The sequence below is a fragment of the Methyloceanibacter caenitepidi genome, from assembly GCF_000828475.1.
Classification (GTDB): domain Bacteria; phylum Pseudomonadota; class Alphaproteobacteria; order Rhizobiales; family Methyloligellaceae; genus Methyloceanibacter; species Methyloceanibacter caenitepidi.
Genome location: NZ_AP014648.1, coordinates 3,225,898 through 3,248,027, shown reverse-complemented (window position 1 = coordinate 3,248,027; position 22,130 = coordinate 3,225,898). Strand labels below are relative to the sequence as shown.

Here is a 22,130-nt window from a genome sequence, read left to right as displayed (position 1 = left end):
CAGGCGCCTGGCCCTGAAGGCGTGTCCCATTCCTACGGCAACCCAAGTTGCATGGCCTGCGTCGCAGTCCGATGCCCAGGGCAATTTGCCAACCGCCATCAAGGCGGGCAATAATGCGACTGCATTAGAAGCGCGTATCGAATGCTGCGTGGAGGGGGCTTGTGAGACGCTCGCTGGTGGATGCTGTCGCCGACGTTCAGGACGCGGCATGGTGCGGGAACGGCGTCTCCGATGTCATTCGGACGGTGGCGGAGGAAATCGGGGCCGTCGGCGGCGTCGCGCTTCAGTTTCACTCGGAGACTCAAGACCTTCTGCGGATCTTCGCCCACGGTCTACCCCAGATCGAACAGGAGTACGCCGAGGAGTATGTGCATGACCCCAATGTCACCGACGCCCACGTTAAGTACTCACTTGGCCGCGCCGAGGCCCACACGGTCTGCGATTACGACCTCATGTCCGAGAGCGAGATCAACCGGAACCCGTCCTACGACTGGCTTCAGCGTGCCGTTGGCGTAAAATACTTTATCGGGTCTCGCCTCGATGGCGGTGGTCCCGAGGTTACGTTACTCGGGATGCATTACGAGGCCCGGCAGGGCCACGCCTCCGACCAGCAAGTTGAGCGTTGCCGCATGTTAAGACCGCATATCGCCAATGCCGTCCGGATCGGCCGCTTGAAGGAGCAGGCCAAGAACGCTGCGACTTTCGCCGAAATACTCAGTGCAAATCTTCCCTTCGGGCTTCTCTGCATCAATCCCGACGGGACCTGCATACAGACCAATGCGATCGCCGACAGGATCTTGCGGGAGGGCGATGGGGTTTACCTCGGCTCTGACCGGCGCTTGCACTTGTCCTGTCCTCAAGCCGAGCCGGTGCTGCAGCGCGCAATCGGGAAGGCGTTGAAGGCGTGCGCGGGCCAGTCGGTCTTCGCGGGCGAAGCGCTCGTTGCGGCGCGCCCAAGTGCAAAGCCCAGCTATTTGATCAGCGCGGAGCCGGGACTGAGCCCCGCGAGGGGCTACGATGTCAGTGCCCCCGTCGTGCTGGTGAAAATTCAGGATCCGAGCCTACGCCTCGCCCTCAGCGACGAACAGCTCAATGGTCTCTTCGGTCTGACCGGCCGCGAGAGCGAATTGCTGCGCCGCTTGATAGGAGGCGAGACGTTGAAAGCCGCTGCGGCGCGAATGGGTATCTCGTACAACACGGCGCGGGTTCATCTGCAGCGAATCTACGAGAAAACCGGCGTCGCGAGCCAGAGCGAGCTGGTCGGCCGCTTTAGCGTTCCGCTTTTCTAGCAGCTTCTCTTATAGGCTGGATCATGGGCACGACCGTGCACCGCGCCGCTCGGCGCTTTGCGCATAGGCCAAACGCCTGATCCGCTGGAGGTTCCCGAGCGGTCTGTGAACGGACAAGCCATTCCAGGGGCTGAAGGCGAGCGCCTCAACCTGGTTGCACGCCGTTTCGAAGTCCGAATGCGACTGGATCGGTGAAAGTTGCAGCGTTCCGACCTTGCGCGGCGGTGCGACGTTCTCATCCCAAGTCACGCTCAAATCCTCGACGGGGGTCACACCCTCATCCACAAAGAGCTGGACCTCGAGGTCGAACTTCAACGGTCTTTTCATCAGGTCCCGGCAGAACCGGTTCCGGTGTGAATCGTGCCCCGGCCATACAAAGCGGCCCGGTGGCGGGCTCACGGGAACCCAGCGGAACTTCGCCGGGATATCACCAAAGGCAATCGGCCCTGCGCCGAAATAGGTGGGCCTCGAAAGGGGAAGCAAGGTTCGACCGGCAAGTCGGGAAAACTCCCACGCTAGACGCATTTGCTCGCCGAAAGTTAGGAGGCTCGATGCCGTTGCCGCTGCTTTGAGGGGCGACGTGGCGGTCAAGCTAAGCCGCGCGAACGTCTCGCCGTCGCGGATCGAATGGTTGTTCGCGTTGACGGCGAGGAAATCCTGAACGCCGTTGGGCGCCCCGTCGAGAGGTTCGCCATCGATGTCGAGAATCTTGACCGCGAGCCCCCTAATGTCCGGAACGAAATCGGGCTGCGCAAACGACTGACCGCTGGAGAAGCGCACGACAGCCGACACGCTTTCCGAGAGTGCGCCGACACCGACGCGCAGTTCCGCGGGCAAAGCCTCAGCAGCGCGAAAGGTGCCTCGCGCAGCCGCCAATGTTTTCTTGTGAAAACCGCGGCAAATGCGCCCGCCGGTATGCTGGGTCGCCACCGCGCTTTGATACTTTTCGAGGTCGTCGAGGTAGTTCCTGGTGAAATCGTCCTCGCCGGGCTCCAGGCGTTCGAACCGGCTTACATCCTCCATCGCGATTTCACCCCGTCGTTATCGAACGCTTGTTTCAAGCCGCAGCGAAGGTAGCACGCTCTTTCCCGATGCGCCGCGATTTGTCGATCGCACGCGCGCCGGCCGGACAACTTCTCTGTGGAGCCAATTCCGGTTGGGCGCATTGATTGGCGTCAAGGGCTCCGGCTGTCATAGGATGGCGCCCAGGAAATATCGCCTGGACGCCTCCCATGGAAGACAACGCTTTCGATCCGGAGAGCCAAAAAAAGCTAGCGCTTGCTCAACTCATCGCGCTGGACGAACACAATTGTCTCGAAGGCGACGAGATGCGCCCTTTGCGCCTGGCTCTCGAGTTCATGAAGGCTGATCGCGCCCTGATCGACAAGGGGATCAACTCGACAGTCGTCGTCTTCGGCAGTCACCTGATCGTCTCGCCAGAGACTGCCGATGCGGCCTTGAGCCGGGCCACGGACCCAGCCGGCCAGGCCCGCGCCGAACAGCAGCGCGCTATGTCCGCCTGGTACGACGAGGCGCGCCGCTTCGCACGCATTGTATCGGAACGTGGCGGCGCGCTCGCCGCAAGCGGTCCACGTCACAACGTTTTGGCGACCGGCGGCGGACCTGGAATCATGGAGGCGGCCAACCGGGGCGCAATGGAGGCTGGTGCGCCGAGCATCGGCTTCAACATTGTCTTGCCAGAGGAGCAGCGCCCCAACGCATACATTACGCCGGACCTTTGTTTTTCGTTTCGCTACTTCGCCATCCGCAAGATGCACTTTGCCATGCGGGCCCGCGCGCTTGCGATCTTCCCTGGCGGCTTCGGGACCTTGGACGAGCTGTTCGAGATTCTCACACTCAAACAGACTCAGAGGATGGCGCCGATTCCGGTCATTCTGTTCTCACGGTCCTATTGGACGAATCTGATCGACTTTGGCGCGCTGGTGGAACGGGGGACCATCCGACAAGACGATGCGGGCTCGTTCGAAATGGTCGACAACGCCGAAGAGGCGTGGGGTGTGCTCGCCCGTGCAGGTCTTTCGACCGAACCGTTGCTGCGAGAGCCATAGGTCAGATTGACGGCGGCCCGGCGACGCCTGCAGGCCGACATCTCGGTCAGCAATCTGGCTGCCGATCAAGCGCCGGCGCTAGCCAGTTCCTTCGTGGATGCCTTGTCCGGCAAGTCTGTCGGGACGTGCTTCAACAATTCGAAATCGATAAGCGCATAGTCGAACGTGCCATCCCGGGCGAGCAGTTCGATTCCGTTTCGGAGCGGGCGCAAAATCAAATGGCGCGGCTTGTGGTCGAGGACGACAAGGTTGTGGGCCCGCAGATCAAGGTTGGACTTGTTGTAGAGGTTTTGCAGATCCTCTGCCGTCAGGAAACCATCGTTGTAGAGCTCTACTGCATCCAGACCTTTGACCCATTGAAAGAACATGATGTAGTCGCGCCTCAGGTGAAGTGTCACCGGCACGCCGGTGCCGTTCTTTTCCTGGTCCGCCCTCAGCCGCGCGACGTGTTGGGAGAACAGTCCTTCTTTGCGGCCGAGTTGCCAGAGCTTGTACTCGCGCGGCGGACTGTAGATGGCGAGGGGCCGTTTCGTCTTGATGGGTGGACGGTCCGGACTGAAAGGACCGCGGCGCAATTCCGTCAACAATCCGAACTCCTCGAACGGATCGTTGAAACACGCATTGTCGATAACCGAACGGGGGACGAGTTCCGCAACGGGCTTGTCCACGAAGATGGGAACGTCCTGAGCGACCCGCGAAAACTTGACGACGACATCCTTCGTGGCGCCCACAGGAACGACGATCGGCACACGGTATACGGTTCCAGTCCCGTCGAGCTTTTTGCCGGTCTCTTCATAGCGCTGATCGATGAACCAGGCCTTGGGCAGGGCGCGCTTGGAAAGCCCCCAGCCGTAGCGGGTCAGGAAGAGTTCTCCGCCACCGAGAAGGCATAGACGCGCATAGTCGACGCCGTAGGCGCGCGCCTTGTACTCGGACGGCAGGTCGTCGAAGGCCACGTGAAGCAGTTGGCACGTGGCGTCGTCTAGGAGTGGCATCGAAGGCAGCCCTCGTATGGAATCCGAGCTGACAGCGCGCCGCGCGGCAGCGCTCCCGTCAGCCGCGGCACTCTAGCATGGCTGCGGTTGGTGCGGGGAGGGCGCAGAACTTGCGGTTAGGCGCGCCGCAATACTTCGTCTGCCCGCTCCAAGCTCTGGGACCAGCCGCCATTCGCGAGCATGCGATAGTCGGCTGCGAGGCCCTTCTGCCGCAGGACGATCTCGGTCGTCTCGCCATTGGCTTCGAACCTGATTTCGACTTGGGAAGGACCTGAGGGTTCGCGGACGTCGTCGGGTACGTCCGCGATACAATGCTCGGCGACCTCAAAGGCCAGACGGCGGGGCCGCTCGACTTTTGTGTACGTGCCGCTCATAGGACACGAAGCGCCGGACGGAGCCGTCATCTGGAATGCAAAATGGCCGCCGACAACCGCATCAAGCTCGATCACCCTGGTCCGGTAGCCATGAGGCCCCCACCACGCTTCGACAAGCTCCGGTGTGGTCCAGGCATCGAACACTGCATCGGGTGAGGCGTCGATGACGCGGCGGATTTCCAAAACGTCTTCAGTCACTGCGGTCATTGCTTCTTCCCTGCAATCGTTTGGTCCAGGCGCTCCAAGGAGTCATTCCAGAATATGCGATATGCCTCCAGCCAATCGCTGAGTTCGCGTAGCGGCATGGCCGACAACGAGCAGACCCGCCGCTGTCCCACACGCTTGCGCTTGATGAGACGGGCATTCTCCAGAACGTCCAAATGACGTGAAATCGCCGATTGGGTCAGCTCGAATTTTTCGACCACTTGACCGACGGACATGTCCTCATTCCTGAGATATCCGACGATTGCGCGTCTCGTGGGATCCGACAAAGCGGCAAACGTTGCGTCCAGCATTTATCACCTATTGCTCATATGATTGTATTTCTATACCGTGCGCCCCGAAAGTTCAAGAACGCATCGGGCAGGTCCGATCGCGCAATTATCGAGAGAGGTCGTCAATGGCGGACACAGAATTCCGGGAAGAGGGGCTCTCGCTCGAGATTCAATGTGATCTCGACGCTCCCCGCAGTGCGGTTTGGCGCTGCTGGACGGAACCGGATCTCCTCAAGCAATGGTTCTGCCCGAAACCGTGGCAGGTGTCGGAGGCCGATTTCGATCTTCGGCCCGGCGGCCGAATGAACACCGTCATGGTGGGGCCGGACGGCACGCGAATGGACAACACGGGGATCTGGCTGGAGATCGTCAGCGGAAAGCGTCTGACCTTCACGGACGCCTACTCCGAAGGTTTCGTGCCTCGCGAGTCGTCATTCATGACGGGCTATGTGGCATTGTCGGATGCGCCTGGCCAGCGAACGACGATGGTCTGGGGAGCGCGCCACAGCAAAGCCGCCGACAAACAGGCTCATCTCGAGATGGGCTTTCAGAGGGGGTGGTCCGCGGCGGCGGCGCAGCTCGAAGAGTTGGCGCGATCTCTCGCAAACGGGACCGGCGCTGCGCCCTTGCCAATGACCTTCAAATCGAAGGTTCGGACGTGTTTCTGGTTCGAGAGCGGCGGGCAGGAAGCAGCAGAGTTCTACGTGTCGCTACTGCCGGACAGTGAGATCGACGGCATCTATTCGCATGGGCAGCCGGACGATCCGATGGTCGTCGAGTTCACGCTTGCCGGCGCGCCAATGATGATCCTCACCGGCGGTCCGTATCATAAACTTTCGCCAGCCGCATCGATCAGTGTTCTGACGAAAAGCCAGGGGGAGACCGACCGGTTGTGGTCGAAGCTCATCGAAGGGGGTGGCGAGGAAAGCAAATGCGGCTGGCTGGTCGACCGGTTCGGTGTTTCCTGGCAAGTCATCCCTGAAGCGCTCCCACGCCTGCTCGGTCATCCCGATGCCGCGGCGGCAGGCCGTGCGCAAGCTGCGATGATGCAGATGACCAAAATCGATGTCGCCGCGCTCGAGGCCGCGGCGGCGGGACAATAGGGAGAAATCCAATGCCTTATGTCGTTGCGTATGTTGCCGCCGTTCCGTCCGCGGACAAGGACGCCTATGCCACCCATGTCGAGGAAGCCACAAAGATCTTCAAGAAACACGGCGCGGTCCGCTGCGTTGAATGCTGGGGCGCCGACATTCCTTCCGGGAAGCTGACGTCATTTCCGCTGGCCGTGAAATGCGAGCCCGATGAAACGGTCGTCTTCGGCTTCGCCGAGTGGGAGTCCGAGGCTGCGCAAGACGAAGGAATGCCCAAGGTCATGAGCGAGATGCGGGACGGCATGGCGGCCGGCACTTTAGCAGAGCCACCTTTCGACGGGAAACGGATGATCTTCGGCGGATTCGACGTGTTGGTGGATCTGTAATCCACATCGCCTGTTTCGCCGCTCGATACTGGGGAGCGCCCCATCTGCCGGCGGCAGCGGATAGGGGGTCCGACACAACGGAAACCGCCGCCCCTTGCATGCTCCGCCTGCTTGGCTAGTTTCCATGCGGTCCCTGCGACAAATACAGGCATGGCGCTGCGGCCGAGTTTGCTATGGTGATCGGCAGGGAACTAATAAAGAAGCGAACTCCTGCGGTTGCGGCGCCACGGAACTGGGCTGAATGGCGATACTCACGTCCCTCCACCACCTTACGTCCTATCAGTATGACCGTCCGGTAGGCCTTGGGCCCCAGGTGATCCGCCTGAGGCCCGCGGCACACAGCCGGACGCAGATTCGCAGCTATTCGTTGTCCGTGACGCCGCGCCAGCACTTCATCAACTGGCAGCAGGACCCGCACGGCAACTGGTTGGCACGGTTGGTTTTTCCGGAAAAGACGACGGAGTTCAGCGTCGAGGTCAACCTCACCGCCAACCTCTCGACCGTCAATCCCTTCGATTTCTTCGTGGAGTCCTATGCGGAGGCGTATCCGTTCGCCTATCCGCAAGAGTTGCGGATGGACCTCGCGGCCTATCTGTCCGACGCCCAGCCGGGGCCGCGGGTTGCGGCGTTCCTGAAGGAGCTTCCGACAGACGCCGAACGCACCGTCTTCTTCCTCGTCGACCTGAACCACGAACTGCAGCGGCGCATCCGCTACGTCATCCGGATGGAGGCGGGCGTGCAAACCCCGGAGGAGACGCTGGCACTCGGGTCGGGGTCCTGCCGGGACTCCGCCTGGCTGCTCGTGAACATTGCCCGGCATCTCGGGCTCGCGGCGCGTTTCGTGTCCGGCTATCTGATCCAGCTGAAGGCGGACGTCGACCCCATCGAAGGACCGATGGGCACCGACAAGGATTTCTGCGACCTCCATGCCTGGGCCGAGATCTATATCCCGGGCGCAGGCTGGGTCGGTTTCGATGCGACGTCGGGCCTGCTGTGCGGCGAGGGGCATATCCCGCTTGCCGCGGCGCCTCACTATCAGTCGGCGGCGCCCATCACGGGGACGGTCGACGCGGCGAGTGCCAATTTTGCCTTCGAGATGCGCGTGGACCGCATCCACGAAGCGCCCCGCGTGACGAAGCCGTTTTCCGACGAGGCCTGGGAAAAGCTGGACGCGCTCGGTGAAGCCGTCGACCGGGACCTCGTGGCTAACGACGTCCGGCTGACCATGGGCGGCGAGCCGACATTCGTCTCCATCGACGATTTCGAAAGTGCCGAATGGAACACGTCCGCCGTGGGGCCAACCAAGCGGGGGCTGGCGGACACGCTGATGCGCAAGCTGCGGAAGCGTTTCGCACCGAATGGGTTTCTGCACTACGGGCAAGGCAAATGGTATCCGGGAGAGGTTCTTCCGCGCTGGGCATTTGCCCTGTACTGGCGCAAAGACGGTGAACCAATTTGGGGAGACATGTCCCTGCTCGCCCAGGAACGCCAGCCAGAAGAGACTGTCCGAACAAAAGACGAAGCGAAGGCCTTGATTGCCGAGGCGAAAGCGTTGGCAGAGGACCTAGCGGAGCGCGTTGGCGTTGGTGCGGAATACACGCTGCCCGCTTTCGAGGATCCGGTCTACTGGGCTGCCAAAGAGGCAGAACTACCGGAGAATATTGATCCCACCGATCCCGAGCTAGACAATCCGGAAATGCGTGCCCGCATGGTTCGCCTTCTCGAGGGCGGCCTGTCGGAGCCGGCCGGATTCGTACTGCCCATCCAGCGCTGGCAATCGAAGGCAAGCGACGCTCGTTGGCGAAGCGAGCACTGGACGTTTCGGCGCGGCAGGCTGTTTTTGATGCCGGGTGACAGCGCGGCTGGTTTCAGGCTGCCGCTCGCGTCCCTTCCTTTCATTCCGGAAGAGGATTACCCGTATATCTACCCTGAAGACCCCAGTATTCCCCGCGACCCGCTGCCGAGCCGCGAGCAGATAGAAGACGTCCTTCCTGCGGCAAAGGCCTCGCCAACAAGAGGGACCGAGCGCCAGAAGAAGACCGAGCAGGAAAAGAATCGCAACGCTGTACGGACGGCGGTGACTATCGAGCCGCGCGACGGTGTTTTGAGGGTGTTTATGCCGCCGGTTGAGCGCCTCGAGGATTACCTCGAACTGCTCACGGCGGTCGAGCAAAGCGCCAAGGCGATAGGCGTGAGTGTGCAGATCGAAGGTTATGCGCCCCCTGACGATCCTCGGTTGAATGTCATCAAGGTCACGCCGGATCCCGGTGTGATCGAGGTGAACGTGCATCCAGCTTCAGGTTGGCGGGAGGCGGTGGAGATCACGACGGATCTATATGAGGTCGCGCGGCAGACACGACTTGGGACCGACAAATACATGATCGATGGCCGCCATGTGGGCACGGGCGGCGGCAATCACGTGGTCATTGGCGGCGCCACGCCAGACGATTCACCGTTTTTGCGCCGGCCGGATCTGCTGCGTAGCCTCGTGCTCTACTGGCAGCGTCATCCCTCGCTGTCCTATCTGTTTTCGGGGCTCTTCATTGGGCCGACCAGCCAAGCGCCGCGCATGGACGAGGCGCGCCACGACGGCCTCTACGAACTCGAAATCGCGCTCGAGCTGATGCCCGACGGCGAAGCGCATGTCCAGCCGTGGCTGACCGACCGGCTGTTCCGCAACGTGCTGGCTGATGTCACAGGCAACACCCATCGTGCGGAAATCTGCATCGACAAGCTCTACTCGCCCGACAGTGCGACCGGCCGGCTTGGCCTCGTGGAGTTCCGCTCGTTTGAGATGCCGCCCGACGCCCGCATGAGCTTGGCGCAGCAGCTGCTCATTCGCGCATTGATTTCGATGTTTTGGAAAGAGCCGCAGCGGGGCAGATTTGTCCGCTGGGGCACGGCGCTGCACGACCGATTCATGCTGCCGCATTATGTTTGGCAAGACTTCCTCGGTGTCCTGGGCGACCTGGAGCAGGCCGGTTACCGCTTCGACCCGCAATGGTTCAAGGCGCAGTGGGAGTTCCGCTTCCCGTTCTATGGGCGCGTCGACTATTCGGGTGTAGGCCTCGAACTGCGCCAGGCACTCGAGCCTTGGCATGTTCTGGCCGAAGAGAGTACGCCTGTTGGCACGAGCCGTTTTGTCGATTCCTCGGTGGAGCGCCTCCAAGTCAAGGCCAGCCACCTCGTGCCCGAGCGCCATGTGATCACCTGCAATGGGCGGCGCGTGCCCATGACCGGGACGGGGGAGAAGGGCGAGGCCGTTGGCGGTGTCCGCTTCAAGGCCTGGCAACCTATTTCCGGACTCCATCCGACCATTCCAGTGCAGGCGCCGCTCACGTTCGACCTCGTGGATTCTTGGAACGGCCGTTCCCTGGGCGGTTGCGTTTATCATGTGGCCCATCCTGGCGGACGGAGCCACGATACCTTCCCTGTGAATTCGTACGAAGCCGAAGCGCGGCGTCTGGCGCGCTTCCAAGATCACGGTCATACTGCCGGCGTTGTGGACTTGCCTGCGGAAGAGCCGGCGGGCGAGTTTCCGTTGACGCTCGATCTGCGTCGGAGTGCTCGGCGTTCGTAATGACCGATGGATCAGACCTTACCTAAGACGGCAGAGGGCGAGTCGCCCCAGCAAGCCTGGTATGACGACTACGCGCCGCTTCCCGGCGTGCCGGACGAGCTGATCGGGCCGGACGGGCGCCCGCGCGCGGCTTGGCTCAACTTTATCCGGCAATTGTCGACAGACGAGCGGTCGCTTGCCGCAGTGGACCGGCACCTCCAAGACATCGGTGTCTCGTATCGCGTCTATGGCGAGGCGCGGGAACGCAACTGGCCGATGAGCCGACTGCCTCTTCTAATTGAAGAAGAGGAGTGGACCGCGATCGCAGCCGGGATCACGCAGCGGGCCGGCCTGATCGAATCCATGCTCGCGGACGTCTACGGTCCGGGGGAACTGGTCCACGATGGCGTCGTCCCCGCGGCGCTGATCGCCGGCTCGAGCGAGTTCGTGCGGCCCTTGGCGGGTGTGTCGCCGCCTGGCGGGCGCTGGCTGCGCTTCTATGCCGCCGATCTCGGTCGTGGACCGGACGGACGCTGGTGGGTTCTGAGCGACCGCGCCCAGGCGCCCTCGGGCCTCGGTTACGCCCTGGAGAACCGGCTTGTCATGTCGCGCGCGTTGCCGACGGGGTATCGCCGCATGAATGTGTGCCGTCTGGCGCCGTTCTTTAGCGACTTTCGCTCCTCGCTCGTCGATGCCGCTCCGGGGGCCGAGCCGCGTATCTGTTTGCTCACGCCGGGTCCTTACAGCCAGACTTATTTCGAGCAGGCCTATCTCGCACGCTATCTCGGCTTTCTTTTGGTCGAAGGCGACGATCTCGTGGTCCACGATGCGATGACGCATGTGCGCACGATCGCGGGGCCCAAACGCGCGGACGCGATCTGGCGCTTCGTCGATTCGAACTATGTGGATCCCATTGAGTTGAATGGGCAATCTCGGCTCGGCATCCCAGGCTTGATCTCGGCGTTGCGTCATGGCGGCACGGTCGTCGCCAACATGCCGGGCTGCGGCATCGCGGAATCGCGCGCCATTATGAGCATCATGCCGTCGCTTGCCTCCAAGCTTATCGATCAGGAACTGGCGCTTCCCAACATCGCCACGTGGTGGTGCGGCGATCCCCGCAGCAAACGTCACGTCCTCGACAATTTCGACGACATGGCGATCTCCGGCGCCTTGTTCGGCCAGATGTCGCTTCTCCAGGGCGAGCTGTCGACGGTGCCAGGAACACTCGACGAGGCTGGGCGGGCCGATCTGCGCGAGGCTGTCGAACGGCGCGGCATGGACTATGTCGGTCAGGAGGTCGTCCAGTTGTCGACCACGCCCGTGTGGGAGGGTGACAGGCTGGTCCCGCGTCCCTTCGTCCTTCGTGTCTTCGCAGCGGCGACGGAGAACGGGTGGCAGATCATGCCGGGCGGCTTCTGCCGCATTTCCGCCGACACGGATGCGCGCGCCATCAGCATGGGCGTGGGCGTGCAGTCCGCCGACGTATGGGTGTTGTCGTCCAAGCCGGTCGCGCCGGAATCCCTGCTGTCGGCGGGCGAGGACATCCACATCCAGCGCGTCTTCAGCAATATCCCCAGCCGCGCGGCTGACAATCTCTATTGGTACGGCCGCTATCTCGAGCGCGCTGAAGCAACGTTACGTGTCGTCCGGTGCCTATGCGTCCGCAGCATCGACATGGATGTCCTGTCGGGCAACGTCCCGGAGACGATCGAGAAGCTCACGCACCTGCTCGTGGCGTGGGGCGCAATCGCACCGGAGCGGAAAGGCAGTTCGCCCCTTGAGGTTGCCCGCCACGCTCTCGCCGACGATAGCGCTTACGGCTCCGGTCTTGCCGGGATCCGTCTTGCCCGCAACGCAAGTTCCGTCATCCGCGAGCGGATTTCGATCGACGCCTCGCGGCTATCCCGACAGATCGACGCGCACTTCCCCAGCCTCGATGCGCTGCCGAGCGAGGCGGATGTACTGGACGCCGCGGACAAGGCGCTCGAGGGCCTCGCCGCGCTTTCCGGTCTGACCCAGGAGAGTATGAACCGGGATGCGGGGTGGCGTTTCCTCGACATCGGCAGGCGGATCGAACGAGCCATTCTCACCTGCCGGATCGCACGCACGTTCATCGAGGACGAGGCGACGGCCGAGGATCTGGAAGTCATGCTCGATCTCGTCGACTCGCAGATCACCTACCGGTCGCGCTACATGACCGGCGTGGCGCTGGCGCCCGTACGCGACATGGTGATGCTCGATCCGTACAATCCCCGCTCCATCAGCTTCCAGCTCTCGGCGATCAGAGATCATTTGGCGATCCTGCCGACGCTGCGGAACGACGGCGTCCCCGAAGAGCCGCAAGGCATCGCCTCGATCCTGGCCACCGAATTGGAGATGGCCAAGGCCAACGAGATCGACAAGCAAGCCATCCTGGCATTCGAGCAAAGAATCCTGCAACTCGCCGAAGCGATTGCCGTCCGTTATTTTCCGCGGCGCCAGAAAGTCTCGGTTGCGGCGGAGACGAGCAGCCTTTCGTGATTTACGACATCGATCATCTCACGGCGTATGCCTACGACGAGCCTGTCATGTCTGCGACACTCGCGCTTCGTCTGACGCCGCGAAACAGCGAGCTTCAACGCAAGCTGGGGCATACGGTTCGAGTCGATCCGCCGCCCGACCACATTGCGGTGCATGACGACTTTTTCGGCAACGCCGTCGATGTCGTCACTATCGATACAAAGCACACGGAACTCATCATCAAGTCGTCGGCACGTGTGGAGCGCCTCGACCGTCCGTCACTCATCGGGGAGAATCTCTCCTGGGAGCGGGTGGCGCAGGAGGCGCTCTCGCGGCGGGACTTGTCCGGCAGCGGCCTCGCCCATTTCCTGTTCCCGAGCCCGCTGATTTCGCTCGAACGCGATGTGGCGCAGTACGCACAAGAAAGCTTCCCAGAGGGAAGAGGCATATTCGATGCGTGTACGGATTTGATGACGCGCATACGAAACGACTTCGAATACGAGACGACCACGACCGAGGTTTCGACGACGGTGGCGCAAGCTTTCGCACAGCGCAGCGGCGTCTGCCAGGACTTCGCGCAGATCATGATTTCGGGATTGCGCGGGCTGGGGCTGCCGGCAGCGTATGTGAGCGGATATCTGCGCACTATTCCGCCGCCTGGCGAGGAGCGGCTGCAGGGCGCGGATGCGACCCATGCCTGGGTGTCCGTTTGGACCGGCGAGGTCGGCGGCTGGATCGGGTTCGACCCCACCAACGCGATCCACGCATCGACCGATCACGTGGATTTGGCGGTCGGACGAGACTTCTCTGACGTCTCTCCCGTGCATGGGGTGTTCGTCGGGTCCGGCGCGCACCAGCTGCGCGTGGAGGTCGACGTCGTGCCCGTCGAGGGCAACGGGTAAGAGCTGCTGCCGACGCGGGCGAGAACAGAACCTAAGCTAACTTGATACTTGACTAATCAAGTAACTATACGGTATCATGCGTGCATGAATGAGAGTGAAAGAGAGGATGCCGTGCTGGTTCTGTTGGATGTGGCCGCCCGTATCGAACGGCGGCTGGATAATGCTTTGTCGATGGCACGGGGGATTTCGTTCAGCGAATACAGAATTCTCAAGGCGCTTGCCGGCGCGGAGCGCCGCGGGGTCATGCGGGTCGATCTCGCCGAGGCGGTTGGCCTCACGGCATCGGCGGTGACGCGCGCATTACGGCCTTTGGAGAAGATCGGCGTTGTCGCCACGGAGAAGCACGAGCGGGACGCCCGCTGCAGCCTCGCGAAGCTCACGCCTGCGGGCCTGGAACTCTTGAGCGATGCGGAGCAGGTCGTCGCCGACGGGCTCGACGCGATCCCGATGAAGGGTGTGTCGCTCGAGAAACTTGCAACCTTGCAGGCCGAGCTGTCGAAGCCCCGGTGCGCGCCGAGCCGGCGCAGTATGATCCGGGCGACATGAGGACGACCGCAGGGATCTGATGCCAGGCCAAGAGGGGGGCGCCATGATCAAATCCTATACGGACCACGCAGCCAACGAACGGACCTTTCTCGCCTGGATGCGGACCGGTGTCGCGATCATCGCGTTCGGGTTCCTAATCGACCGCTTCGACCTCTTCGTCATGACCATGGCCGAGGCAGTGGACATCAAGCCCGAGGCTCATACGCAGCTTGAACGCATGTCGCGGGCCTTCGGACTCAGCACCGGCGTCTGGTTCATCTTGGTGGGCGTCTTCTTTATCGTGGCGGCGACGGTTCGTTTTCTGCGCACGCGGAATCTGCTTCTAGACGAGGAGATTCACAAAACGGGCTACGTCATGGAATTTGTACTGGCGGGGATTCTCGCCGTGCTGATCGTGATCGCCAGCGTCCCGCTCCTTACCAGTGCCCTATAGGTAAGGGCCAGAACGACGCGGCCTTCGGCTTCACCGGCGCCGTAACCTTCGCGCAGAGTCTCGGCCGGAAATAGCATGTGCCGTTCGATTGGCCGGTGCGGGCGCCGACACCTTCCTGGGCCAATTCGGACTTGGCGCCGAGATTGAAACGGTACTCGATCCCGGTATCGGGTGCCCACGCGGAACAGGTGACGCGGACGACGCCCTTGTACGTGTCATTGCACTGGTTGCGGATGCGGAAGGTCTTTCCTTCCGGCGAGAGCTGAATCCGCAGGCAATGCGGGGGCACTTGGTCGCAAGACGCTTCGGTGCCGTCCATCTCCTCCGAACTCGAAGCCAGGGCCGCCGTCCATTGTTCGCGGGCTTTGGCTGCACTGGCGAGATGCTCCAGCACCTCCGGGATGACGATACTGGGGGCGTCGAGCATGAGATTGTGGCCGGCATTGAGTGTGCGCAAGCGATAGGGGCCGTCCATGTAGTTAGCCGTCGCCACGGCCGAAGCGCGACTGAAGGCGCCGTCTTCCTCGCCCCATAGGAACAAGGTCGGCGGCCGCACCTTGCCCGCAGGATCCAATGAGCGGAACTCGAACGCACGGTACCAATCCAGGGCTGCGTGGATCGCGCCGGGCTCACCGAACACGCGGCGATACTCGGCCACTTGGTCTTTCGGATGCCGCGACCACTTCCAGCGGGTAAGGAGGGCAGCCTGGTCGAAACTCATCGCGAGTTCCGGAACAACCGGCAGGCGATAGAACAGGACGTAGCTGCTGGCCGGCCATTGCGGGCTCGGGTTCGACAGCGCCTCGGAGAGCGCCATCGGATGCGGCATGGCCAGCGAGGTGAGGCTCAGCACGCGTTCCGGATAGCGGTCGGCCAGCGTCCAGGCGATGGCCCCGCCGAAGTCGTGGCCGATGACGTGGAACTTCTCAAAGCCCGCCGCGTCCGCCACGGCCAGGACGTCGTTGGCAAGTTTTCCCTTGGTGTAGTCGTTCTCCAGCCGCGGCCTCGCGCCAGGGCTGTAGCCGCGCTGGTCGAAGGCGATGGCACGATAGCCGGCCTTGCGCAGCGCCGCGAGCAGCGGCTCCCACATGATCGACGTTTCGGGGAAGCCATGCAGCAGGATCACGCCTTCGTCGTCGCGATTGCCGCTGCCGGCGACGCGCGCCCGGAAGGTCATGTTGTTGGCACGGATGCGCACGAGACCGTCCTCGGACCCGTCGAAGAGGGGGAGGGCCTCAGTCATCGCGGCGTGGCAATCCGGGCAGGACGGTGCCAGGACAAGCCTGTCGATCCCGTAGGCCGCCGTGAAAGGAAGCAGCACCAAGGCGGCGATCAGCCAGACTTTCTTCAGGTAGGTCATAGCGCCCTTTGGCCCGCCGTTGCGCGCCAGACAAGGATTCGTTGCGAAAGATCAATGGCGAATCATCACCGAATTGTAAATGCGCGGCCGTCGCTTTGGATACGGCGGCATTTGCCGCGCTTGGCCAGCTTCGCTATTGTCGCGGTGCCGCGTCGCGAGGCGGCACCCTGATCCGCGGAAAGCTGTCGCCAGCACCTCGTTTGTGAAGATCCCGATTGTCTCGGTTTTTCACCCAGCCCGAACTGGCGGATCGGCGGGCGTTAGGGGAGAAACCGATTATGATGTCCCTCGACAAATTGCGCCGGAATGCGAAGGCGCTGAAGAAGTCCTACCGCGCGGGCGATGCGGCCGCGATCGCGCGCGTTCGCGCTGTCCTGGGCTCGCCCCATCTGTTCAAGCATGCGGACGCACTGCACGTGGTGGCGCGCGAAGCCGGGTTTGACAGCTGGCCGAGACTGAAATTCGCGGTCGAGATGCAGGCCATGGACCGGGCGGCGCGGGCCGAACGTCTCAAGGTCGCGCTCTATCTTGGACAGGCCTGGATCGTCGAGGCCCTGCTTGCGGCAGAGCCCGATCTCGGGTCGGACAATTTCGGACTGCAATGCGCGCTGTATGACATTGAGGCTGTCCGTCGCGTGCTGGACCGCAATCCTGCGGCGGCCACGCGCGCCATCGGCGTACGGTCGCCGATCCTGCATCTGACCTATTCCAAGCATTTTCGGTCTGATCCGGATCGCGCAGGCGCGATGATCGCCGTAGCGGAAGCGCTCGTCGATGCGGGCGCCGATGTCAATGACAGCTATCCGTTCGAGACCGGCGCTTCGCACGAACTCTCGGCGCTCTACGGCGCACTGGGGCATGCGGGCAATCTACGTTTGGCCGAATGGTTGCTTGAACATGGCGCGACACCCGACGACGACGAGTCGCTCTACCACGCCACGGAGTTGCCGACGCTGGACGGGGTGAAGCTGTTGATGCGCTATGGCGTTAAGACGGCAGGCACCAACGCGCTTCTGCGGATGCTGGACTTCGACAATCTCGATGGCGTTCGTTTGCTGCTCGAGTACGGGGCCGATCCCAACGAGAAGGCGCCGGACCATCCGAGCGGGCAGGCCATGCCGAAGATCCCCGCCCTCCATCATGCGGCCAGGCGCGGACGAGACGGGCGCTTCGCGGAGCTTCTCTTGGAGCATGACGCCGACGGGAATGCGGTTTGGGAAGGCCGTACGGCCTACGCGGTTGCCATGCTTTACGGGAATCTGTCTTTCGCCCGCGCGCTTGCGGCAGCCGGATATGCCAATCGGCTGAGTGAGGCCGAGGTGATCCTTGCTGGCTGTGCCGAAGGCCGCGTGCCGGACGGGCGGCCGCTCGCCCGGATGCAGCTGAGCGATGAGGAGAAACGCATCCTCACCCGCGTGATCCTCTGGGAGGACGCGCTCGACCACGCCAAGGCGCTGGTCGCGGCAGGGATCGATCCGAACGTCAGCGACGAGATGGATATGACGCCGCTGCACCTCGCGGCCTGGGCGGGACTACCGGCGCAGACGGCGTGGCTCCTGACCTTGTCGCCCGATCTCACCCATGTGAACGGCTATGGCGGCGATCTCCTCAGCACCATTAGTCATGGCGCGGAGAATAGGTTGGACACGGACTTGCGCGATCATGTTGCCTGCGCGCGGCTTGCGCTCGATGCAGGGGCCCCGCTACGGCAGGCCGTTCTCGACGGCGCCATGGACGAAAGCCTCATGGCCTTCCTGTCGGATTGGGCCGAGGCGCATCCGGACAGAATCGTGCCGCGCTAGTGGCCGATCCTAGGAGACTGCTCCATGCGCCGGGACCACGGCGGGTTCGCCTTCGACAGTGATCTGGAAGTCCTGACCTTCCCAGTTCCCGCTTTCGGGCCAGTACAAGGTGAACTCGACCGTATCGCCGGGGTTCAGCGCCTCCGTCGGCAGCTTCGCCACATGGACGCCGAGCAGCGTGTCCTCGGTCTCGACATCGTGGATATCGCGCCAGCCGTTGGTGCCGTAATGGACGAGGGCCGGCGCCGTCACGGCGATGTAGAGCGACCGCCCCGCGCCGATCCGGGTCGGCTTGTGGCGCGGTCCCCAGATCTCATAGTCGATCGTGGGACGGACGCCTTGATACCGCGCCCAGGCCGCCTGTGGCCGGTCGACGGGGCGGCCGGCAGTCAGGCTATGGCATAGCTTGGCGAATTCCGCGTGAGTCCAGACAAGCGGCATGGCCGAGCCGCTCGGCTTGCCGGGATAGAGGCCGTATTCGGGAATCGGGTCCGTGTCCCAGACCTGCTCGGGCATGAGGCCGACGTCGTTGGACATGGCCATCATTGCCTCGACATACGGCATGACATCCTCCCCGGCGCTGACCGCATAGTGACCGCGCTCCCCCGTCAGGAGCGGCCAGCCGCGGCCGTGCCCGGTGCCGTCGAAGCCCGTGCCATCCGTATGTTCGCCATAGCCGTCATTATTGTAGCGGTGCCAGACCGGCCCTGCGGGCGTATCGGTCTTCAGGAGATGGTCCATCGCCTTGATCGTATCGAGGATGAAAGGGTTGTTCGCCTCGCGCAAACCGTAGCGTACGAGCTGCAGGCAATCGGTCGACACCTGGCCGCTGGCCGGCAGGTTCGGATCCTGCGACAGGTTCTTGATGACGACCGGTGTATTGGCGGCGCCCGGCGTGCCGAGGACATCGAGCGGAACGGTCCGAATGAAGTAGCCCTTGATACCGAGCTGGTCGGCCAGCGGGGTTCCGCGTACGAAGGCCCAGTCCTCGAGCTTGGCGTTCCAGTAGTCCGCGACCCGCAAGACATGCGCCTTGGCGGCGCCGTCCAAATAGCGGGAAGCCTCGACGAGCGCGGAGATGGCCACCGCGATCGTGAACATGTTGAGGCCGGAGTCTTCCTCCCAGCGGTCCTGATCCGTCGTGGGGCCGACGCGGCAGATGAAGCCCGCGGCGCGGGCGATCATCGTCCGCACCGGGATATCGTCCAGGGCGCCGTGGCTCTCGAGCGTCGCCGCCAGCAGGATGGGGAAGGCCGCCTCGTCGAGCTGAATGCCTTGCCAGAAGGGATGGCCGCCGAGCCATTGGTTCTGGAACCAGTGCCCGTCCGTGTGCTGGGTCGCCATCAGATAACGCAGAACTTCGCGCGCGTCGCGGAACGAGCCCATGGCGACCAGCGCGCCGGCGGTCTCCACGAGGTCACGGGGCCAGACGAGGTGGTAGCCGCCGCGGCTGGTGCTCGTGTCGCCCCACGGAATCGAAAGCGAGGCGATGGCCGCGCCGCGGAAGGTCTGATCCTGGTGCACCTTGATCACGGTCGCACAGAGCGCGAGCCGGTCGTCGATCTCGCCGCCGAAGGTCGCCGGCCGCCGCTGGCGCAGCCAGTCTTGCCAGGCCAGCGTGTTCTCCCGGACCTCCTCGTCAAAATTATCCATGATTGCCGAGGCGGAGAGCGTGGCGGCGGCTTCTTTCGATGCGCCGAAACCGAGCGACAGCGTGCCCGACGGCGTCAGTTCGCCCATGAGCGAGACCGCGCCCGGTCCGGCCTCGTCGTAAAGCCAGCCCATCTGGCCGTTGTGATTGAAATCCTGCCAGCCGTCGCTCACGCCGAGGCAGCCGACGGAGCGTTTGCCGAAGGCGTCCGAGCCATCGTCGCGGACAGCCGTCAGCGCAAGCGCAAACCGGTCCTGCTCCGCCCAGAGTACGTCACGGCCGTCATGGTGGCCCACATAGGCCACGTTGTTCTCGGCGTTATCGCCAAGCCGCGCCGCCAACAGCACGTAAGGCTTCAAGGCGGGGTCGCCCTCAAGCTTGTAGCGGATGAGGAGGACATCGCGCTGCTGCGAGGGGCAGACCTCCATGGTGAAAGTGAACCGCGGGTGGCGGTGGGTCACGGTCGCCGAGGGGACACCCGGCGCCGCGAGCTCGACGGTGTAATCCCCGTTGCGGCGCAGTTCCACCCAGAAGCCGTTGCCATCGGCCACGATGAAGCCGAGATCCTTGATCTGGGGAATGTCGATGCGCGGGTAGTAGAGCTCCGTCACGATGCCTTGCGCGAGGGTATACCAAAGACGGGACGAGCCGAGGCTCCTGCCGACGATGTCCTTGCGGGCCGGGGCCCAGGTGGGGCGGCAAGGGCCGTTTGGTGCTTTCATTTGGGTCTACCGCTTGTTGGGGAATGGTCCAGTGGCTGCGCGGCGCCGGAGCGCATATTCAAAAAAACGTATCGTGATCGAAGGCGCCGATACTGGCAATCAAGTCCTTCGATAAGATGACACGAAATCGTGCAGACACCAGCTTCGGCCAGCAAATGCTGCCCGCGCTCCACTACGCGGTAGTCCCCCGGGCGATCCTCAGCGGCGGAGGACGGGGTAACCGCGTGTGTAGAGGAAGTCCTGGCTGCGGGCCGGCTCATGGCAGCCGAGGCAGTCTTTGCGATAGTCCGTCGTCACGGTCTTGTCCGTTTCGTCTCCCTCGAAGAAGGCCCAGCCCCAGCCATCGCCCCACAGCGGCGAGCGCGCGGCGTTCTGGTTGGTCGAATCCTTGACCAGCACGAAACGCCCTTGAAGCCGATCCGCATAGCTCACGGTACCCGTGGTCAAGGGTTCGGTTTTCGTGAGGAAAACGTCCTTCACCAGCACTGTGCCGTCGGGGAACGTCCCGGTCCTCCGGTAGGCCTCGACGGCCTCCCTCGGCGCATAGACGTCGTGAAGACCCTTGGCTCCATCCTTGGGATCGTCGGCAAGCACCGAGAACGATCCGAGGAAAACCCAATCGAGCCGATAGTCGACTTTCGGCACCCGCAACAGGCGTTCGAGGGATTCGGCGCTCAGTGGCTCGGCCATTGCGGGTCCCGCCGGCGAGAGCGTTCCGGAAACGAGCGCTGCGAAAATCAAAGCTGGGGCAAGCAACCATCTCATAAGCGTATTCCTCATTGTTTGGTGGACGGCGGTTCGGGCCGTCGGCAGCACCTTGATACCTATTTAGGAACTGAACAGTCAACAATTATTCGATTCACGCGGCGATATGTTGACCAACCAGTCACAAATCGGAAATACTCCGCAGAGGGGAGAGACACGTTGGCGCGTCCAAGAGAATTCGACATCGATCAGGCGCTCGACCGCGCCATGGGGGTGTTTTGGCAAAAGGGCTATGAGGGCGCGTCGCTGCAGGATTTGCTCAGCGCGATGAAGATCGCTCGCGGCAGTCTCTACAAGGCCTTCGACGACAAGCACAGCATCTATCTCGCGACGCTGGACCGCTACGACCAGACGGAGGTCGAGGCGGGAATCGCGTTTCTCACCGACCCTGGCGCGGGCGATGGTCTGGCCAAGATAAGAACCATGCTGGAGGGGGCGAAATCAGACAAGGTGCGGCGTGGTTGCTTCATGTGCAACGCGGCTATCGATCGTGCGAGCCTCGATACGGAAGTCGAGGCCAAAGTCAGCGCCATGCTGCATCGCTTGCAAGATGCCATTGTCGCTGCGCTCAAGCAGAGCCGGCGCGGTTCGCGCTGGTCGGCGGGACGGCGGACGGCCACGGCGGCGTCCGTCCTGAACACTTATATGGGGCTCAGGGTCCTGGCCCGCGCCGGTTATTCGGCGAAAGCCCTACAAGCCATCATCGACAAGACTCTCGACGCAATCTAGCGGCATGAGCGCCGGCCTCTCGCGCTCACGGGATGATCACGGATAGGTTATAGACCAATCGGTCCACAAACACGCGTATGTGAGATGTTGTTAATTGAACGAACGGTCCCAAACCCAATATGACTGGGCGTACCGAGACACCAACGACTCGGAACCAACTTACGCAAAGGAGAACGACGATGTTGAAGACGATCCTGATTTCCCTGGCCCTGGTCACTGCCGGTGTTGCACCCGTCGCGGCCGAAGGCTTCCCGAACCCCTACCAGACGAATTTCGACCGGTAGAGCAAACCCGACACTGCCAATCCTCTTAAGGCAGCCTGTCATCATAGATTTCGAAGGAGAACGACAATGTTGAAGACGCTTCTGATTTCCGTGGCCCTGATCACCGCCGGCGTTGCGCCTGTTGCGGCCGAAGGCTTCCCGAATCCCTACCAGACCAACCTTGACCGGTAGGCAGAACGG

18 protein-coding genes are annotated in these 22,130 nt (G+C 62.7%); 11 read left to right on the top strand and 7 right to left on the bottom strand.

All coding sequences use genetic code 11. From position 1 onward, the window contains the following. Positions 1–161: 161 nt before the first annotated feature. Positions 162–1,289 (top strand): helix-turn-helix transcriptional regulator, encoded by a 1,128-nt coding sequence (locus GL4_RS15545; RefSeq protein WP_045368884.1) that lies wholly within the window; start codon positions 162–164, stop codon positions 1,287–1,289. 21 nt (positions 1,290–1,310) lie between these two features. Here GL4_RS15545 and GL4_RS15540 read toward each other — a convergent pair whose 3' ends face one another. Continuing rightward, a complete protein-coding gene (locus tag GL4_RS15540; RefSeq protein WP_045368882.1) occupies positions 1,311–2,312 on the bottom strand; it encodes a catalase family protein in 1,002 nt (333 codons plus the stop codon). Positions 2,313–2,521: 209 nt separating this feature from the next. Between GL4_RS15540 and GL4_RS15535 the strand changes: the two genes are divergently transcribed. Further along, positions 2,522–3,358: an LOG family protein gene (locus tag GL4_RS15535; protein WP_045368881.1), complete on the top strand. Its 837-nt coding sequence runs from the start codon at positions 2,522–2,524 to the stop codon at positions 3,356–3,358. A gap of 65 nt (positions 3,359–3,423) precedes the next feature. Here the strand turns inward: GL4_RS15535 and GL4_RS15530 are convergent, their stop codons facing one another. The 3 genes from GL4_RS15530 to GL4_RS15520 form a co-directional block, all read right to left on the bottom strand. Then, the gene (locus tag GL4_RS15530; RefSeq protein WP_045368880.1) at positions 3,424–4,353 is read right to left on the bottom strand and encodes a hypothetical protein; all 930 of its coding nucleotides are present in this window, start codon (positions 4,351–4,353) and stop codon (positions 3,424–3,426) included. A gap of 116 nt (positions 4,354–4,469) precedes the next feature. Beyond that, complete coding sequence (locus GL4_RS17000) at positions 4,470–4,934, bottom strand: SRPBCC family protein (RefSeq protein ID WP_052464688.1); 465 nt, start codon at positions 4,932–4,934, stop codon at positions 4,470–4,472. Then, positions 4,931–5,242, bottom strand: a complete 312-nt coding sequence (locus GL4_RS15520; RefSeq protein WP_045368877.1) for an ArsR/SmtB family transcription factor — start codon at positions 5,240–5,242, stop codon at positions 4,931–4,933. Before GL4_RS15520 ends, GL4_RS17000 begins: the two co-directional genes overlap by 4 nt. A gap of 104 nt (positions 5,243–5,346) precedes the next feature. Here GL4_RS15520 and GL4_RS18150 point away from each other — a divergent pair, with 104 nt between their 5' ends. The 7 genes from GL4_RS18150 to GL4_RS15480 all read left to right on the top strand — a co-directional run bounded on the left by GL4_RS18150 (position 5,347) and on the right by GL4_RS15480 (position 14,637). Beyond that, a complete protein-coding gene (locus GL4_RS18150) occupies positions 5,347–6,324 on the top strand; it encodes a VOC family protein (RefSeq protein WP_197539048.1) in 978 nt (325 codons plus the stop codon). A gap of 11 nt (positions 6,325–6,335) precedes the next feature. Continuing rightward, the gene (locus GL4_RS15505) at positions 6,336–6,698 is read left to right on the top strand and encodes a DUF1428 domain-containing protein (RefSeq protein ID WP_045368875.1); all 363 of its coding nucleotides are present in this window, start codon (positions 6,336–6,338) and stop codon (positions 6,696–6,698) included. 241 nt (positions 6,699–6,939) lie between these two features. Next, positions 6,940–10,278 (top strand): transglutaminase family protein, encoded by a 3,339-nt coding sequence (locus GL4_RS15500; RefSeq protein WP_045368873.1) that lies wholly within the window; start codon positions 6,940–6,942, stop codon positions 10,276–10,278. 6 nt (positions 10,279–10,284) lie between these two features. Continuing rightward, positions 10,285–12,777, top strand: coding sequence for a circularly permuted type 2 ATP-grasp protein (locus GL4_RS15495; protein ID WP_045368871.1), 2,493 nt, complete (start codon positions 10,285–10,287; stop codon positions 12,775–12,777). Next, a complete protein-coding gene (locus GL4_RS15490) occupies positions 12,774–13,658 on the top strand; it encodes a transglutaminase family protein (RefSeq protein ID WP_045368870.1) in 885 nt (294 codons plus the stop codon). Before GL4_RS15495 ends, GL4_RS15490 begins: the two co-directional genes overlap by 4 nt. An 84-nt stretch (positions 13,659–13,742) precedes the next feature. After that, the gene (locus GL4_RS15485) at positions 13,743–14,204 is read left to right on the top strand and encodes a MarR family winged helix-turn-helix transcriptional regulator (protein ID WP_045368869.1); all 462 of its coding nucleotides are present in this window, start codon (positions 13,743–13,745) and stop codon (positions 14,202–14,204) included. A 43-nt stretch (positions 14,205–14,247) separates the two neighbouring features. Continuing rightward, positions 14,248–14,637, top strand: coding sequence for a YidH family protein (locus tag GL4_RS15480; RefSeq protein WP_045368868.1), 390 nt, complete (start codon positions 14,248–14,250; stop codon positions 14,635–14,637). Here the strand turns inward: GL4_RS15480 and GL4_RS16995 are convergent. Next, entirely contained in the window at positions 14,621–15,997 is a 1,377-nt protein-coding gene (locus GL4_RS16995; RefSeq protein ID WP_052464686.1) for an alpha/beta fold hydrolase, read from the bottom strand. The two genes, GL4_RS15480 and GL4_RS16995, sit on opposite strands and share 17 nt — an antisense overlap. Before the next feature lie 278 nt (positions 15,998–16,275). Between GL4_RS16995 and GL4_RS15470 the strand changes: the two genes are divergently transcribed. Further along, positions 16,276–17,799, top strand: a complete 1,524-nt coding sequence (locus GL4_RS15470) for an ankyrin repeat domain-containing protein (protein ID WP_045368866.1) — start codon at positions 16,276–16,278, stop codon at positions 17,797–17,799. A 9-nt stretch (positions 17,800–17,808) separates the two neighbouring features. Here GL4_RS15470 and GL4_RS15465 read toward each other — a convergent pair whose 3' ends face one another. Both GL4_RS15465 and GL4_RS15460 read right to left on the bottom strand, forming a co-directional pair. Then, positions 17,809–20,172, bottom strand: coding sequence for a glycoside hydrolase family 15 protein (locus GL4_RS15465; RefSeq protein ID WP_045368864.1), 2,364 nt, complete (start codon positions 20,170–20,172; stop codon positions 17,809–17,811). Between the two features lie 198 nt (positions 20,173–20,370). After that, the gene (locus GL4_RS15460; protein WP_045368862.1) at positions 20,371–20,862 is read right to left on the bottom strand and encodes a cytochrome P460 family protein; all 492 of its coding nucleotides are present in this window, start codon (positions 20,860–20,862) and stop codon (positions 20,371–20,373) included. Positions 20,863–21,096: 234 nt separating this feature from the next. Here GL4_RS15460 and GL4_RS15455 point away from each other — a divergent pair, with 234 nt between their 5' ends. Continuing rightward, complete coding sequence (locus GL4_RS15455; RefSeq protein ID WP_045368860.1) at positions 21,097–21,666, top strand: TetR/AcrR family transcriptional regulator; 570 nt, start codon at positions 21,097–21,099, stop codon at positions 21,664–21,666. The last annotated feature ends 464 nt before the right edge of the window (positions 21,667–22,130 follow it).

Excerpts from the sequence above, each read along its gene's own strand:
- GL4_RS15540 (WP_045368882.1), bottom strand. The coding sequence starts at position 2,312 with ATGGAGGATGTAAGCCGGTTCGAACGCCTGGAGCCCGGCGAGGACGAT.
- GL4_RS15535 (WP_045368881.1), top strand. The coding sequence starts at position 2,522 with ATGGAAGACAACGCTTTCGATCCGGAGAGCCAAAAAAAGCTAGCGCTT.
- GL4_RS15530 (WP_045368880.1), bottom strand. The coding sequence starts at position 4,353 with ATGCCACTCCTAGACGACGCCACGTGCCAACTGCTTCACGTGGCCTTC.
- GL4_RS17000 (WP_052464688.1), bottom strand. The coding sequence starts at position 4,934 with ATGACCGCAGTGACTGAAGACGTTTTGGAAATCCGCCGCGTCATCGAC.
- GL4_RS15520 (WP_045368877.1), bottom strand. The coding sequence starts at position 5,242 with ATGCTGGACGCAACGTTTGCCGCTTTGTCGGATCCCACGAGACGCGCA.
- GL4_RS18150 (WP_197539048.1), top strand. The coding sequence starts at position 5,347 with ATGGCGGACACAGAATTCCGGGAAGAGGGGCTCTCGCTCGAGATTCAA.
- GL4_RS15505 (WP_045368875.1), top strand. The coding sequence starts at position 6,336 with ATGCCTTATGTCGTTGCGTATGTTGCCGCCGTTCCGTCCGCGGACAAG.
- GL4_RS15500 (WP_045368873.1), top strand. The coding sequence starts at position 6,940 with ATGGCGATACTCACGTCCCTCCACCACCTTACGTCCTATCAGTATGAC.
- GL4_RS15495 (WP_045368871.1), top strand. The coding sequence starts at position 10,285 with ATGGATCAGACCTTACCTAAGACGGCAGAGGGCGAGTCGCCCCAGCAA.
- GL4_RS15485 (WP_045368869.1), top strand. The coding sequence starts at position 13,743 with ATGAATGAGAGTGAAAGAGAGGATGCCGTGCTGGTTCTGTTGGATGTG.
- GL4_RS15480 (WP_045368868.1), top strand. The coding sequence starts at position 14,248 with ATGATCAAATCCTATACGGACCACGCAGCCAACGAACGGACCTTTCTC.
- GL4_RS16995 (WP_052464686.1), bottom strand. The coding sequence starts at position 15,997 with ATGACCTACCTGAAGAAAGTCTGGCTGATCGCCGCCTTGGTGCTGCTT.
- GL4_RS15470 (WP_045368866.1), top strand. The coding sequence starts at position 16,276 with ATGATGTCCCTCGACAAATTGCGCCGGAATGCGAAGGCGCTGAAGAAG.
- GL4_RS15465 (WP_045368864.1), bottom strand. The coding sequence starts at position 20,172 with ATGAAAGCACCAAACGGCCCTTGCCGCCCCACCTGGGCCCCGGCCCGC.
- GL4_RS15460 (WP_045368862.1), bottom strand. The coding sequence starts at position 20,862 with ATGGCCGAGCCACTGAGCGCCGAATCCCTCGAACGCCTGTTGCGGGTG.